The 15,770-nt window shown below is 55.1% G+C and carries 7 protein-coding genes and 1 pseudogene; 7 read left to right on the top strand and 1 reads right to left on the bottom strand.

Features of this window, described 5'->3' with window-relative positions; genetic code table 11:
• A pseudogene (locus tag G437_RS0104575) lies at positions 1-391 on the top strand (hypothetical protein); the annotation flags it as partial.
• A 112-nt stretch (positions 392-503) separates the two neighbouring features.
• On the opposite strand, the gene G437_RS0104570 reads toward G437_RS0104575, so the two are convergent.
• Complete coding sequence (locus tag G437_RS0104570) at positions 504-2,456, bottom strand: serine/threonine-protein kinase (protein WP_024331406.1); 1,953 nt, start codon at positions 2,454-2,456, stop codon at positions 504-506.
• 166 nt (positions 2,457-2,622) lie between these two features.
• Between G437_RS0104570 and G437_RS0104565 the strand changes: the two genes are divergently transcribed.
• From G437_RS0104565 to G437_RS0104540, 6 genes are all read left to right on the top strand, one after another.
• Positions 2,623-5,397 carry a coiled-coil domain-containing protein gene (locus tag G437_RS0104565; protein WP_024331405.1) on the top strand — a complete coding sequence of 925 codons (2,775 nt, stop codon included), beginning with the start codon at positions 2,623-2,625 and terminating at the stop codon, positions 5,395-5,397.
• Positions 5,398-6,657 (top strand): type 1 periplasmic-binding domain-containing protein, encoded by a 1,260-nt coding sequence (locus tag G437_RS0104560; protein ID WP_024331404.1) that lies wholly within the window; start codon positions 5,398-5,400, stop codon positions 6,655-6,657. It abuts the gene before it with no gap.
• Positions 6,658-6,667: 10 nt separating this feature from the next.
• Complete coding sequence (locus tag G437_RS0104555; RefSeq protein WP_024331403.1) at positions 6,668-10,897, top strand: FtsK/SpoIIIE domain-containing protein; 4,230 nt, start codon at positions 6,668-6,670, stop codon at positions 10,895-10,897.
• A gap of 260 nt (positions 10,898-11,157) precedes the next feature.
• Entirely contained in the window at positions 11,158-11,772 is a 615-nt protein-coding gene (locus tag G437_RS10530; RefSeq protein ID WP_024331402.1) for a GNAT family N-acetyltransferase, read from the top strand.
• A gap of 113 nt (positions 11,773-11,885) precedes the next feature.
• Positions 11,886-14,405 (top strand): ATP-dependent Clp protease ATP-binding subunit, encoded by a 2,520-nt coding sequence (locus tag G437_RS0104545; protein WP_024331401.1) that lies wholly within the window; start codon positions 11,886-11,888, stop codon positions 14,403-14,405.
• Between the two features lie 101 nt (positions 14,406-14,506).
• Positions 14,507-15,751, top strand: a complete 1,245-nt coding sequence (locus tag G437_RS0104540) for a TIGR04053 family radical SAM/SPASM domain-containing protein (RefSeq protein ID WP_024331400.1) — start codon at positions 14,507-14,509, stop codon at positions 15,749-15,751.
• Positions 15,752-15,770: the final 19 nt, after the last annotated feature.

Below are 15,770 nucleotides of genomic sequence, written 5' to 3'. Positions count from 1 at the left end.
GGTTCGTTTTGATGAGGTGACTCATTTTGATGCTCCTATTCAGCGTTACAAGTTGTATGCGGGTAAGAAGCGTATTCGGCTGAATTATGTGCGTTTTGATTTTACGTTGGTGTTGATCCGGCTGTTGGTGGAGTTGGATAAGCGAGCGTTTATGTTGCAGGGGAAGGGGGAAGATGCTCCGGACTATGAGGAGTGGGCTCAAAAGCATAGGGTTCGGTGGGCGCAGGATATAGTGGCGGATCATTGGAATTATTATGTGCGTTTTCCTGATGAGTTGGAGCGTATTCGAACTTTGGCGCATTTGCCTGCAGAGTGGACTGCCCCGGTGGATGAGGAACGTCGCCGTCTGGGCATACAGGTAGCCGGGAAGCCGGATGGTGAGGGTGCGTGATGGGGCAGGCCGTCATGTCTTCGGGCACTAACAACTACCATCCCTATAGGGGGCTTGCCCTTACTTAGCTGGAAAACTGGCCCGCCTTTGAGCAGGTGCGCCGAGCTTGCACCTAGCTGCCGTTCCCCACTAGTTGCATGTTTTTACTGGGACGCTCGGTAAAAGCGCCAACCGTGGCTGTAATGACACAGTTGTCGGTTGGGCGCAAAGCCGTCACAGTTTTTCTATCACGCGAAACTGAAACTGCTCCTTCGCAGTTGTCGTTGAATTGGACTGTCCCTGCACTGCCAGTTATAGCCTGCAGGACGCTGGACGAAGTTCCTGTTTGGGGGCTCACGAAAAGTGGGTTTAGCTTGTCTGGGCCATACGGCCAGATAGGCACAATTGAAATAGGTACTGGGTTCTGTATGGTGGTGCGGTCCGGGGTTACAACGTCAATATCTTGCAACCGTTGCGCAGGGTAAGACGAACTGCGCACCCCTTTATCCAAGAGAACTTCACTGGTGCGCTTGGCGTTCAAGCTGAGCCATTTGCGTAAAGAAGCTTTCGTTACCTTGTTCCCTAAGTCCAAAGGGATGGTTGCATGCACTATGCTGGGGGCGTCGGTTCGAACGGCTCCGGGATCTACAGCCCACGAGCAGTCGGCAGAGATATAGGTTTCTTCCTCGGCATTCGGATGTGCTGGAGCATCCCAACTAGGTTCCGCGCACTCTGAACCATCCGCTACTACCTCCAAAAACGGGCCTTTTAGTTCGCTGCTCCTAGCTTCGTAACTAAGCTGTAAGGCTACCTTCTTATTCGCAGGATCGTAAGTTGCTTTTCGTTCTACTACTAGGCCGGTAGGCAAAGGCTCATCTTTCTGAGTTACGCTAACGGGCGTCGAAGGGGCAGAGCGAGAAGAGGCCAAGTGTTTTATGCCAAGGAAGCCACAAGCCAGAACCGCCACCGCTACCACGGCGCAAATTCCCGTTTGTAAAGGGGAAAGACTGCGAAATCTACTCAGCAAACTCTTGGGAGTTGGCTCGGGCTTGGGGAGCGAAATTGGTGCGGGGTGGTGCACTTCGCGCAAAATAGTCTGGTCGCCCTTTGGGGAAGCAGCCTCTACAGTTGGGCGCGACGAAACTGGAGCGGCGGGGGCTGGGGCCCGTTTTGGCTTGCGAGCCCTAATAACAGTTTTGGCTCCGTGCTTACTAAACGAGGCAGGCTGAGACTGCAATGTGCGGGCAACTTCCCCTTGCAAGGACTCTGCCAGGCTTGCGGCCGTAGTAGCCGCACCTTTCGCTGAAGGTCGGTCAGCAGGATTCTTTTCCAACAGCGAGCACAGGAATTCCCACAGTGGAGAGGGCAGATCTAGGCTGGGAAGTTGCGAATTAACGTGCCTTTGAGCAACGGTAAAATCAGTTCCGGGGCCCTCAAAAGGGGTGCGCCCAGCTAGCAATTCATAAAGCACTATGCCCGCAGAATACACATCAGCCGGGTAAGAAGCCTCCCCGAACTCTATTAGTTCTGGTGACATGTAATTAGGGGTTCCCAGCAGGGAAGTAGTACGCGCATGCGATTCAGACAGCACGCGGGCGATGCCAAAATCTGTAACTTTTACATGTTCAGCAGGGGCGGCCTGCCAGCCCCTATTTAGAAGAATATTCTGCGATTTCACGTCCCGGTGAAGCACGCCACGAGCATGTGCGAATGCCAGGGCTGAAAAGATCCCCTCCGATATTTTTAGAGCACGTGCGGGGGCAATTGGCCCAGCGGATACCAGCTCCGTAAGTGAGGGGCCCTCTATGTACTCCTGCACTATCGCTAGTGTGTGCCCTTCGGCAACTAAATCCAAGACCTTGACGATATTGGGGTGCTCCAGAGTCAAAAGAATTGAGCGCTCGGTAAGGAAACTCGTCACAATTTTCGGATCGCTGAGGTACTGGGGGCGAAGTATCTTGGCCGCTACCACAGTATTAGACGTCTTATTGACGCCGCGCCAGACTACGCCTGAGCTGCCCTCCCCAATTGGCGTGCTCAGCTGGTAGTTTGCTCCCAAACTCCGGTTGTGCGGGTTAGTAGACACCTCTCCTCCTGGCGCGTATGACAACGAAGATAGCTTCATGGTAGTGCACGGTAGTGACTCTATCCCAATATATTGCGTCAATTGGAAGATGCTTTAGTGTTGTTTGTCCACTTCTGCATGCTGTATCCTTTCGCCTGGATGGCACCCGACGGAAAGAAAACTGCAGATGTTGCCCCTAAAACCTAGATGGACTATCGCGAAACTGGCCCTCGCTACAGCGGCTGCTGTAGCCGTTGCACTGCCTGCGCTGACCTACCCGGCGATGGCAGCAGAAGCGCCGACTCCAAAAGAGCAAATGTTGCAGTCAGTAAGTGTTTCAGTGGGGTCAAATGGGGCAGTCCGTTCCATCGCTAGTTCGGAACTGAGCTCCGCAAAGAAAAATGGGCAGGCAGTAGGCAGCCATTCCTTCGATCCGTCGAAAGCTGCCATTGATTTGCCCGTCAGAGTGAAAGTAGCCTATAAGCACGACGGCAAGGTGGGAACAAATCTACGAGACCTAGAAGGTACAAACGGGCGCGTAGAGATCGATATATCGGTGCAAAATTTATTAGTGAGGCCGAAGACCTTGCACTTCGATTCTGCAGGTGCAGCGCACTCGCGAACTGATTTGGTTGGAGTCCCCTTGACTGTGGTTGCAGCGGCCAAAGCAGACTTTTCCCCAGAACGGGTAGTTATGCCTGAGCGCGGCGGCAAAGGCGGTACTAACGGGGTTTTGAGCCAGGACGAGTCCGGAAAGGCAGCAGTGCAGTGGGCGAGTGTTTTGGCTCCCCCTCAGCTGTCTGCCTCAACAAAATTGCAGTTTGTAGTAAACGCCAAAGACTTCGAAGTTCCCGATCTAGAAATTAACGTTCAGCCCGGAATCGTAACTGACCCGTCTATAAATAGTCTCCTAGAATCCACATTCGACCCGGCTAAATCCACCGAATTCAAAACGGTAAATAACACCGTCGAGATGCTAGCTGAACTCAACGGCACGCTTGCCCAGGCGGGGGACACCATATCGGCGGCCAGACAATCATTGAGCCAGTCGGCAAACGCCATTGGGGCAAAAACTATTGGCGACCTAAAGGCGTCAAATGACCATCTTGTCGAATCTGCTAAGTCCATGATTTCCTCTACCGAAACAATGGGGCAGGGGCTGAAACAATCCCTATCGGGTGCCCAAGATGGGTTTAATGCTCAGCTAGGTTCTTCCCTAGCAGAGATTCGCAATTTACTTGGAAACCCAGAAGAAGCGAAACCGGTCCGGCGCGTAGACAGTGAAGGGTGTGCTGTAACAGTGGACGAGCAGAGGGAGCCTCGTTCGCTGTTTTCCAACCTACAAGCGGTAAGTGCGCAGCTAGATGAGTTTGCTTCAGCCGCGCAATCTTGCAAAGAAACTACAAGGCAGGCCTTCCTAGAACTGGTGGGCCCTGAAAATCCCACCGCTGAAGCCTGCGAATCAGCACCAGAATCGGTATCTTGTATGCTGACTGATTCAAAGGGAAGACTACGTAAAATAGCCACTGGGTTTGAACAGAACGGAAACGCTGCTCTGGCTGCCCTAGATCCGCGCACCGGTGCAGATTCTGTGGCTGCAATGAAAGATTTATCGGACAGCGTCGATCAGGTAGGCGATCGACTGGAGCAATTGAGTCTTTCAGATCCTGTAGCAAAACTGCACGCCCGTTCGGGGCCAATAAAAAGTGCCATAGTTGGGGCAGAACATAACCTCGAAGATCTAAGGGGCTACTTTAACGCCCTGCACGAAAAAGCGGTAAAACAGGCGGAAAATGCGGGCAACGCACACACCCAGGTTGGCGAGCTGCGCGAAGAAATATGCAAGCTAACCGACGGCGCAGTGTTGCCGGGGGAAGATGCTGAGAACAGCACCGAAGTCGGTGACGGACCGCTTTCGCGCATCCAATCTGACCGCCTGTTGCGCTACCTGAGTGAACGTGCCTGTGGCAACCAAATAGACGCAAAAGGGCGGCCCCTGCTCATACACAAAGGAAAGAGCGGGCAATCGTTAGAGACAATCGCCGAGCAGCAGCAAAATGAGTGGCAACTCTTAGCCGAAAGCAGCGACCTGGACAATACAGAAAGTGGCCTGGCCACCCAAATTGATCTAGTAGCCAGCTCCCTGTCGGAGGCAAAAACGAAGCTAAAAGAACTAAACGACGATTCCGATAAGGCAAACGGGGAGCTAGGGGAAAATATTGCAGCCCTGCGAGGAGCAGTGAGCAAGCTGAATATGCGCAGAACCTCTTTAGCTGGATTCGTAACTACCGTAAATTGGCAGCGGCAAAGCGCAGCGAAGCGAGTGGGGGAACTGCTAGCGCACACTACGGAACAGATTGCCGAAAGTACGGACAGTTCTATAGATCCGGCCATCCGAACCGTAAGATCGCAAACCATGTTGGCGGCAGAGCAGATGTATAACATTTTGTCTACCACCTCCGCTGGACTGCAAGATACGGCGGCGGACATCACCTCGAATGGGCGCCAAATGGTTACCAATGCCAACGGCAACCTGACTGCAACCAGCCATAAGCTAGCAAAGAGCGGCACAGACCAGGTTGCGCAAAATGTCAGCCTGATTGAGCAGTCAGTGGCCGCCTCAAATCGCGATATGCAAGCTACCTCCGCGATGCTGGTTGGAGACATTTCGAAAGTGCTCCTAGACCTGGGCTCGTCTAAGGTCCACGGTTCTGGGCTACTAGGAACCATGGCCTCCAATGTTGCGGGCACGGCAACAGCGAACTACCAGGTTGCAGATGCCACCAGGAAATCAACTGCTTACCAGAACGTGCAAAGTGAAAATTTAGAAGGCAGCCTTTTGCGAGCCGCACAGACCCGCGCGGGCGCAAAAGCTCGGCGAGAACTCACCCCATTCCCCAACCAGAAAAATTTCTCAGGCGAAGTAACCAGCGTCTACAACTTCTCGATTGAGGCGAACTAAATGAATAAGAAGGTCATAGCTGCAGTTGGCGTTGTTATTGTATTAGCCGCATTGATCGCAGCAGCTGTTGTCACGTCCAGTAAAGGCACCGGGCACGAAAGCGCTACACAGCCTCTTGAAATCAGCCTTTCTAACGCACCGAAGAAGATAAAAGTGGGCGTGATCGTCAGCTTGACTGACGATCCAAGGCAAGGAAACGGGTATAGGAATGCCGTCCAGGGAGTTGTAGTTGCGAAAGAGCGGTTGCGCGCCGCTAATACGGAAGTGACCTTGCTGTCAGCCAATGACAAGGGCTCACAAGAGGGGGCGAAAGAAGCCGTAGACATCCTAAAGGAGCAGGGGGCGGCGGCAATAATTGTGGGTACTTCCGGAGCGCATGCCAAATACATCTCTAGGCAGGCAGAAAAGGATGGAATTGCCGCAATTTTCCCCTATGGGGGGAGCGAGCCGGCCGCCGCTACTAGCTTCAGCATGGTTCCCGACCTCGCAGAAGAGGCTAAAGGGGTTCGCAAGATTATAGAACTCGCAGGCTTGCGCCAGATTGTTGTTGTGGATGCTGGCGAGGGCGACCTAGGGCTCAAATTTCGTAAAGTCCAGGCTGCCGGCGAGGCCGACAAAGTACAGGTGGTGCATCAACTAGCCCAAGAGGCTAAAGCTGGGCATTCAATTGGGGCAGCTGTAGTGGTAGGGGACCCGCTTTCGCAGGCGGAGCTTATTGCCGCCTTTCAGGGGGAAAAGCTAAATGTCCCAATCGTAATACCTGCTGTTACGGCTAACGAAGCCTTCGAATCCAAACTGGCCGAAAAAGGTTCTTTATACGCGAATCTATACGGCGTAGGAATCGAAAATGTTGACATGGCTACGCTGCAAGGTGGCGCCAAAGGGGAGTCAGCAGCGACATTCTTCACGGCGCTCAATCAGTACGCAAGCGACCCACAGATCAAAGACAGTCTAGGTAAAGAAGAGTTTTCGAAGGCAGCCGGTAGAGCCGACGGAATATCCCACGACGGCCTTATTGCTGTGGTAGCTGCTGCCGGAAAAGCTGGTTCTGTAGATCCTGAGGACGTAGCAAAATCTCTAAATGACTTAGAACTATCCACCGAAGACGGATTGGTAAGTGGAGACATGAGCGTCTCTAACGGGCAAATTCAGATAGCGGACGAGCCGAAGCCGCTTGTTTCCACCGTGCAAAGTCCCGGGGTTCGCGAAAATGCTCCCCAGCGCCTGTACTGGTTTGATCTAACCGAAGCGCAAAAGTAAGAAATCACCTATGCGGCTACTGATTGACGTTTCGGATTATTCCCGAACAATCATTCTGCAAAAGGCGCCAGCTACGAAAACCCTGGCGGAGCTAATACGGCAGACGCACTCAATCCAAATCAGTGGCCACCCCCTGTACTTGGATGGGGCGGAAGTAGGTGCTGCAACGAAACTTGCCGATCTACCGCTGCTAGATGGTTCGCTCATTAGCGATAAGCAGCCCCGAAACCCTCTTCCGAGTAGGTGGGAAGTGCTGCTTTCTGGAGGATTGGCCGCTGGTGCGCGCATTGCGGTTACCGGCAAGCTAATAGTTGGTAGGGCGCCGGAATCGCACATTAGAAGCTACTCGCCCTCAACTTCTTGGATTCATGCTGCCCTAGTCCCAGAAGGGGAAGGGGTGCGCGTTTTCGATATGGATTCTGCCAACGGGACGTATCTGGACGGGGTGGCAGTTTCCCAAGAGGGCGAACTAGTAACAACTACGGCGGTAGTTACTGCCGGGGGAATCAGCCTGGTAATCCGGGAAAGGCAGGCAGAAGCAGCCGTTCCGAAGCCAGGCAGCCAACACAACATAAGTGCCGAGGGCACGGTTCCATTCAACCGGCCGCCAAGACCGGGAAGAGCTCCAGAACCGGAGGCAATTGAACAGCCCGAACGCAAACAGCCGCCGGAGGCAGCAAAGTTTAGTTGGGCAAGCTTTCTGGCTCCGCTCATAATGGCGGTAGCTCTGATGGTGCTGATGGGAAACGCCAGATACGGCATGATTGCACTGTTGAGCCCCGTACTGGCGGTGGCAACGTGGGTAGAGCAAAAGCGCAGAGCTAAGAAGAACGCGCGAGAAGAAACTGGGCGCTTTGGAAAATCTATGCTCCAGTTCAAAACTGAAATAGAGGAGGCCGTAGCCAGTCAACGAAAACGCCTGTGGCAACAGCTCCCAGATCCGGCTTGGATGATCTGGAGGGCCTGCCAGCCCTCAGTGCGCCTCTGGCAAAGACGCGCCGACGCCAAGGATTTCCTAGCCGTGCACCTGGGGATAGCAGATCTGAAATGGAAACCGCAGGTAGTGAAGGCCAGCACCACCAAATTAGAACCTGAGATCAAGCAGGTGCTGGAGCAGGTCACAATTCCCGCAGCCCCCGTGGGGGTGGAACTAACTGGGGGTGGAGTAGTTGGGATCGTAGGCCCAAGAAACGACTGCCTGGCAGTTGCTCGCTCCCTGCTGCTGCAGGCCACCGTGCATGCCGGGCCAGCTGATCTAAGTGTTGCCATTTTTTGCGAGCGCGGACGCGAAGAAGCGTGGCAATGGGCAAAATGGCTTCCCCACCTGCGCAGACACGTCGGTGGCGGCTATACCCAATGGGCTTCAAGTAACAGGGAGCGCAGCGAATCTTTAGCCCGCGCAATACTAGAGAATTCCTCGGCGTTCGCCACCCCTACAGTGTTGGCGCTAGTAGACTCTGAGGCGCTACTCGAAGGGCGCGAAGCGCCAGTTCGAGAGTTACTTGGGCACGGACGCAATAAAGACCAGGCCTATTTCGCAAAGGCCGAAACGGCAGTATCGGGAATTGTCATTGCAGCGACTGAACGTGCCCTACCTGCAGCATGTACGGCGATAGTGCGCGTGGGCGAAGATGCCAGTGCACAGGTATTTCATCCCGCCGACCTATCTATTCAAGAGGACGTACTGCTAGCCGGCATCAGAGCTGACGTTGCTGAACAATGTGCACGCAACCTAGCGCATTTTGAAGATCCCGAACTGGCTCTGCCAGGTGGGACTTTGCCGCAGGTAGTAAATTTACTTTCGCTGTTGGCGCCCGGCACCTTAGACGCCGCGAAGATTCTGGCGGACTGGAAAACCAATGCTGGGGTAGGTGCGCCGGTTGGGGTATCAGAAGAAGGTAGTTTTGCCTTGGATCTGGTGCGCGACGGCCCCCACGGCCTGGTAGGGGGAACTACCGGCTCGGGCAAGTCGGAGTTCTTGCGTACACTCGTGGCCTCTCTGGCAGCTCGCATCGATCCGGACCACCTGACGTTCATCCTGATCGATTTCAAGGGTGGGGCGGCCTTCAAAACTTGTGAGGCACTGCCGCACACCATAGGTACCGTTTCGAACCTGGACCAGCAGCTGGCAAACAGGGCGATCCGCGCCTTGGAGGCAGAAATGCGCTACAGGCAAGAAGTGTTCGCGGCTGCTGGGGAGGGGATAGACAACCTGGACGCCTACCTAGCAACTAACCCTGCCCAGCCTATGCCGCGCCTAGTGTTGGTAGTGGACGAATTTGCGCAGCTGGCTAAAGAATACCCCGATGTGCTGTCTTCCTTGGTGAGCATTGCTGCAGTTGGCAGAACGCTAGGGGTACACATGGTGTTGGCAACTCAGCGTCCGGCAGGGGTAGTAAACGAAGATATTTTGGCTAACACCAACCTGCGCGTTGCTCTGCGCGTGCAAAGCCGCGACGATTCGAACTATGTAATCGGCACCCCTTCGGCATCTACTATTGACCGTACCCAACGCGGACGCGCCTACGTAAAGTTGGGCGAGGGCGACATAACCCCCATACAAACAGCTCTCTCTACGGGCACTACCGGAGGCAGAGGGCAAGAGGAGCTAATTTTTGCCGATTTTGCCTTCGGTGTGGATGTTGCATTGGGCGAGCCCGACAGTCCCGCCGAGCAGACAAGCAACGATCTGGAACGGCTAATAGAAACTATTGGCGAGGCTGCCAGGCAGGGCGGTTATGCTAGGCCCAGACCCGTGTGGCCTCCGGCTTTAGAAGCGAATTTAAGGCTACCTATAGATAAAGGTCAGTCCGGTGAAGTTGCGATTGGCTCCCTTACAAATGGCAATCTTAGCATTGGCCTGTCGGATGACCCGGATCGACAGAGACAGATCCCTGCCAGCTGGGACATGGATCGAGGCAATGTTTTGTTGGCGGGAATTCCCGGATCAGGGATCACCACAGCCCTCAGCTCTATTGCTTTGAGCCTGTGTGCTCAGCACAGCCCGGAAGAGCTAGACCTGGCGGTCTTGGACATGGGGGCGGGGCAGTTGCAACCGTTGGCAAAATTGCCTCACACGGTGGCATACGTGGGCCCTGGCGCTGCCGCAGGAGAGATGCGTGAACGGTTCATAAAATATTTGGCGCGCGAGTTGACGGAGCGGAAACGGGAACCTGCGGGGCGCAAACTGGTAGTAATTCTGGATGGACTGGCTGCCTTGCGGGAAGAGTTTTCCGACTACGTGGGCCTGGAGCTGCTCGACCTCCTATACAGGGTGTATGCCGACGGGCAAGCGTTAGGCATACATTTTGCGCTGGGCACCTCCAGAATAAAAGCTGTGCCAAGCGCAATCGACGACGTGACTACGCAAAAATGGCTATTTCAACTTGCGGATCCATACGACTATTCTTTTGGCGGCATAGGCAGGGAGCAAATTCCCTCCAAAGTGCCTGGTAGGTGCGTGCTAGCCGAAAATGGTTTGCAGACGCAAATAGCAAGGTATCCTGAGCCAATCGAGCAAGCAGTAGCAAGCATTTCCAGCCGGTGGCCCAATTCTGCAAAGCTACAAGCTGTTGGGGCCCTGCCACACCGCGTCTCTAAAGATCAGGTAGTGGGCTCCGTCGATCTGGCAACGGAGCCGTACCGAATCCCTATCGGCATAGCCGAAGAGGACATGTCTGTATCTTGCCTACAGATGTACGAGGGCGAACACGCGTTGATTGCTGGCCCTCCCAGAAGCGGCAAATCTTCCGTGCTGCTCACGGTGGCGCAAGGGATTCGGGAAGGCTTCGACAAGTTGGGCATACCGGGGCGAATATATGGAGTTGGGGGCAGACGGACGCCGTTGGCCCAAGCTAAACTAGACGGTTTCTACCCATTTGCCAGTTGTGGGGAGCTTTGGGCAAACCTACTTGGGAAAACTATTCCCACATTTGTTTTAGTTGACGACGCTGAACAATTAGATCCTGCGGGTGCGCAGCTGGAAGGGCTAGTAAAAAATCCAGGCCCCTTCTTGCATTTTGTAGTTGCGGGCAGGGCCGACGACCTGCGTTCCAATTATGGGCATTGGAACAAGCAGATCAGACGCTCTCGCCTGGGCATATTGTTGCAGCCCAATGTCGATTACGACGGGGAATTGCTTGGCGTAAAAATACCTAGGCGGTCCCCGGTCGCTTTGACTACGGCGCGGGGATATATGTGCCTCAGCGGCATCCCAACTTTGGTGCAGTGCGCGACATAATAAATCTGCAAAATCTAACTTTTACTTTGACATTTTTATTTCTAAATAACTTCGAAAGTGGCGGAGAAAAAATATAGTAACGGCGCAGGGAAAATAGGGTGGCTTATAGTTTACTGCCGCCCAAGAGCCCGCACGCTAGCGTTATTTTGCGGCAAAAGCCTTCCATGGCGAGGTGATTCGCCCTACAAAGTCTTGCGTTTTTATGGCGCTTTGATAGATTTGTTATGCGGATAGAAAAGAAATGGTAGGAATAATAGAAATTGGTTCGCATCCAAGAAGCAAGAAATAACGAGCAAATTCAACAAGCCGCACAGATTTTCGCAGATGCTTTCGCTAACGATCCCTCCTGTAGGGCCATGTTTCCCAGCGAAAAGGCCTGCCGCAAGCTAATGGCCGCCGATGTAACGCTAGGTTTAAAGATCGGCTACATCTCTACTTTGGACGTGGCCATAGACCAGCAGACAGGGCGGGTAATTGGCGCGCTCACCTCACAATCTCCGAACGGGAAAGTAAACAAAGTACGCAACACTCTACTCGACCTCTTCGAAAGGCTTACCCCAAACGGGCGCCGCGAACGCTTCCACGAGCAGAAGGTAGAAGCCTTCCGCCCTCGCGAAAAACACTGGTACCTGCGCACCCTAGCGGCCTCCCCGGCGGCTCGCGGCAAAGGGGTGGGCTCCAAGCTATTGCGCCACCGCCTCGACCTAATAGATTCCAACCCCACCCCTGTATTTTTGGAATCTACAACCCCCGCCAGTCAGCGCCTCTACAAGCGTTTCGGCTTTGAAACAGTTGCTGACGTGGATACTTTGCCAGGAATTCGCGTCTACGCAATGATCCGACCCGCGCAAGTGCCAGCAAAAACTAACGCGTAAAAAAGCTGGGATTTGCGCCCCTCCAACCTGTGCTGGCAGCGAACATCGCCGCAAGAACAAGCGCCCAGCCTCCATAATGGAAACAGTTTTTGCAATCGCCAAAAGGGAGTTTCATGTTCGAGCGGTTTACTGATCGTGCCCGCCGCGTCATCGTGTTGGCACAGGATGAGGCACGCAACCTCAACCACAACTACATCGGCACTGAACACCTGCTGTTGGGGCTCATTACCGAGGGCGAAGGGGTAGCTGCCAAGGCCCTCGAGATGATGGACGTTTCCCGCGACAAGGTGCGCGACGAAGTAGTTACCATCATTGGCTCAGGCGACCAGCCGGTACCGGGCCACATCCCCTTCACGCCGCGCGCTAAGAAGGTCTTGGAGCTTTCGCTGCGTGAGGCCTTGCAGCTCGGCCACAACTACATTGGCACCGAACACATTCTGCTCGGCCTTATTCGCGAGGGCGAGGGCGTGGCCGCCCAAGTCCTCACCAACCTGGGTGCAGATTTGCAAACCGTGCGCCACAACGTAGTTCAGCTACTTTCTGGCTACCAGGGGGGCCGCGCCGAGGGCGGGGAGGCCGTGGGGGTCGGAGGCTCGTCCTCGCCCCAGGGGCAAAAGTCCGGGTCGGCTATTTTGGACCAGTTCGGGCGCAACCTTACCCAGGCTGCGCACGAGCAAAAGTTGGATCCCGTGATTGGGCGCAAGAACGAGATGGAAAGGGTCATGCAGATCCTTTCGCGGCGCACCAAGAACAACCCGGTGCTGATCGGCGAACCCGGGGTTGGTAAGACTTCGGTGGTGGAAGGGTTGGCCCAGGCAATCGTGGCTGGCGACGTGCCCGAGACTTTGAAGGATAAGCAGCTTTACAGCCTGGACATGGGCTCGCTGGTAGCTGGTTCGCGCTACCGCGGCGATTTCGAAGAGCGCCTAAAGAAGGTGCTGAAAGAGATTCGCACGCGCGGGGACATTATTTTGTTCATCGACGAGATCCACACTTTGGTGGGGGCCGGTGCCGCAGAGGGAGCCATCGACGCGGCTTCAATATTGAAGCCCATGCTGGCTCGCGGCGAGCTGCAGACTATTGGGGCCACCACTAACGACGAATACCGCAAGCACATCGAAAAGGATGCCGCTCTGGAGCGGCGTTTCCAGCCGGTGCGTGTGGAGCAGCCCACGGTCGAAGAGACTGAACAGATTCTGAAGGGTTTGCGCGACCGCTACGAGGCGCATCACAGGGTGATCATTACTGACGAGGCGATCAAGGCTGCGGCCACTCTTTCTGACCGTTATATTTCCGATCGTTTCTTGCCCGACAAGGCCATTGACCTTATTGACGAGGCCGGAGCCCGCCTGCGCATTCGCCGCATGACCGCCCCGCCAGAGCTGCGCGAGATTGACGAGAAAATTGCCGATGTGCGCCGCAAGAAAGAGTCGGCCATTGACGATCAGGATTTCGAGGCAGCCGCCTCGCTGCGCGATCAAGAGAAGACGCTCACGGAGCAGCGTGCTTCCAAAGAGAGCGAATGGAAGAGCGGGGACATGGACCGCATTGCCGAGGTTACCGAGGAATCGATTGCTCAGGTGTTGGCCATGTCTACGGGCATTCCCGTGTTCAAGCTGACTGAGACTGAATCTACCAAGCTGTTGCACATGGAAGATGAGCTGCACAAGCGGATTATTGGCCAGGACAAGGCCGTGCAGGCGCTTTCCAAGTCAATTAGGCGTACTCGCGCGGGTCTGAAGGATCCGAAGCGCCCCGGTGGTTCGTTCATCTTTGCGGGCCCCACGGGTGTTGGTAAGACCGAACTTGCCAAGGCTCTAGCTGAGTTCCTATTTGGTGACGAGGACGCGCTGATCCAACTAGATATGTCCGAGTTTGGCGAGAAGCACACCTCGTCGCGTTTGTTCGGGGCTCCTCCGGGATACGTTGGTTTTGACGAGGGCGGCGAGCTTACCGAGAAGGTGCGCCGCCGGCCGTTCAGCGTGGTGTTGTTTGACGAGGTCGAGAAGGCTCACCCCGACATTTTCAACACTTTGCTGCAGATTCTAGAGGACGGCCGTCTAACGGATTCGCAGGGGCGCCTGGTGGACTTCAAGAACACCGTGATCACCATGACCACCAACCTGGGTACCCGCGACATCAACAAGGGGGTAATGACTGGGTTCCAGGCTGCCGGCGATCTGTCTACCGATTACGATCGGATGCGCTCGAAGGTGTCGGAGGAGCTGAAGCAGCACTTCCGCCCCGAGTTTTTGAACCGCGTCGACGAGGTGGTGGTGTTCCCGCCGCTGCAGCGCGACGAGATCGTAAAGATTGTGGATCTGATGATGAGCCAGCTTTCGGCTCGCATGGCAGACCGCGACATGAAGATAGAACTGACTTCGGCCGCCCGCGAGCTGCTTGCCGACAAGGGGTACGATCCGGTACTTGGCGCGCGTCCGTTGCGCAGGGCTATTCAGCGCGAGATCGAAGATCCGCTATCTGAAAAGATATTGTTCGGAGATTTCAAGGATGGCGAATCGGTGTTGGTAGATGTCGACCCGAACGATCCATTGGAATTCCAGTTCAAGCATCAAGGTACTGCAAACGCTCCCGAGCTTTCCCAGGGGCAGGCAGCTAGTAGCGAGGACTGAGAGACTGGCTTAGCTAGGTGCGGGTGAAGGATACTTCACCCGCACCTATTTTTATGACGAGTAAAATGAATGCGTCAAAAACTCGTTGTAAGGAGCCACCAATGTCAAACCACCCAAATGCTGCGGTAACAGGGAAAACACGCAAGCATCCGGTGGTTAGGCAAATTAGACACGACTTAACGAAAAAGCCCTTTATCGCAATTTGGGAGGTAACCAGGGCCTGCGCCCTCGTCTGCAAGCATTGCCGGGCTGAAGCGCAACCGCACGCAGCCCCGGGACAATTGACCACAGCAGAAGGCAAAAACCTGCTTGACCAGCTCGCCGCCTACGAAAAACCGCGCCCGCTAGTAGTGTTTACCGGAGGCGACTGCTTCGAACGCGAAGACCTAGTAGAACTGGTTCGCTACGGAACCTCGCTGGGGCTTTCAGTTTCTATCTCGCCCTCGGTTACCCCACTATTCACCATGGATAGGCTCAAAGCCCTTAGGGAAGCCGGAGGCAAAGCCATGTCCGTATCCATGGACGGGGCAACTGCCGCCACCCACGACGCCTTTCGCGGAATAGCTGGCACCTTTGAAAAAACCGTCGAAGCTACACACATGATCAACCAGGTGGGGTTTCGCCTGCAAATAAACTCCACCCTAACGCGCGGCAACATCCACGAAGCCCCAGCCATGCTGGCAAAAGCCATAGAATTAGAAGCGTTCATGTGGTACGTCTTCTTCCTTGTCCCCACCGGGCGGGGAGCGCAGCTAAACATGCTGAGCCCAGCCGAACGCGAAGACGTGTTGCACTGGCTCCACGACGTGTCGGACCGCATCGCCATCAAAACTACAGAGGCGCCACAATACCGCAGAGTCGCCTTCCAACGCGACGAAGCCCACGAAAAAGGCACTGCCCTTCCCGAACGGGGCGAGCTCTACCACTGGCTCACCAAAGAAACTACGCGACTAATAGGAGCCCACCCGCGCAAACCCCGCAAACCCCGCACCCCACTGGCAATCAACTCAGGGTCAGGGTTCGTGTTCATAGACCACGTTGGGGACGTCTACCCCTCGGGCTTCCTACCGATCCACGTGGGCTCGGTCAAAGAGACCCCTCTGGCAGACCTGTACGCCAACACGCCCGTGATGCGGCAACTGCGCACACCGGACGGCTTCAAAGGCAAATGCGGGGTGTGCAAATACAACCACTTCTGCGGCGGCTCCCGCTCGAGCGCCTACGCACTAACAGGGGATCCGCTAGCAAGCGACCCCAGCTGCCTGTATGTACCCGAAGGCTATACCGGTCCCATGCCCAAAGGCTGGTTTGCGGATCCGCAACCGCTCCCGCCCGGATGCAACTAGCAGCGCATGCAACTAGGCA

This window comes from Winkia neuii subsp. neuii DSM 8576 (assembly GCF_000420405.1).
Classification (GTDB): Bacteria; Actinomycetota; Actinomycetes; order Actinomycetales; family Actinomycetaceae; genus Winkia; species Winkia neuii.
This window is presented reverse-complemented; position numbering and strand designations above follow the sequence as displayed.

What these genes read in the sequence shown, in the direction of transcription:
- G437_RS0104555 (WP_024331403.1), top strand. Translation starts at nt 6,668, where the DNA reads ATGCGGCTACTGATTGACGTTTCGGATTATTCCCGAACAATCATTCTG.
- G437_RS0104545 (WP_024331401.1), top strand. Translation starts at nt 11,886, where the DNA reads ATGTTCGAGCGGTTTACTGATCGTGCCCGCCGCGTCATCGTGTTGGCA.
- G437_RS0104540 (WP_024331400.1), top strand. Translation starts at nt 14,507, where the DNA reads ATGTCAAACCACCCAAATGCTGCGGTAACAGGGAAAACACGCAAGCAT.
- G437_RS0104565 (WP_024331405.1), top strand. Translation starts at nt 2,623, where the DNA reads ATGTTGCCCCTAAAACCTAGATGGACTATCGCGAAACTGGCCCTCGCT.
- G437_RS0104560 (WP_024331404.1), top strand. Translation starts at nt 5,398, where the DNA reads ATGAATAAGAAGGTCATAGCTGCAGTTGGCGTTGTTATTGTATTAGCC.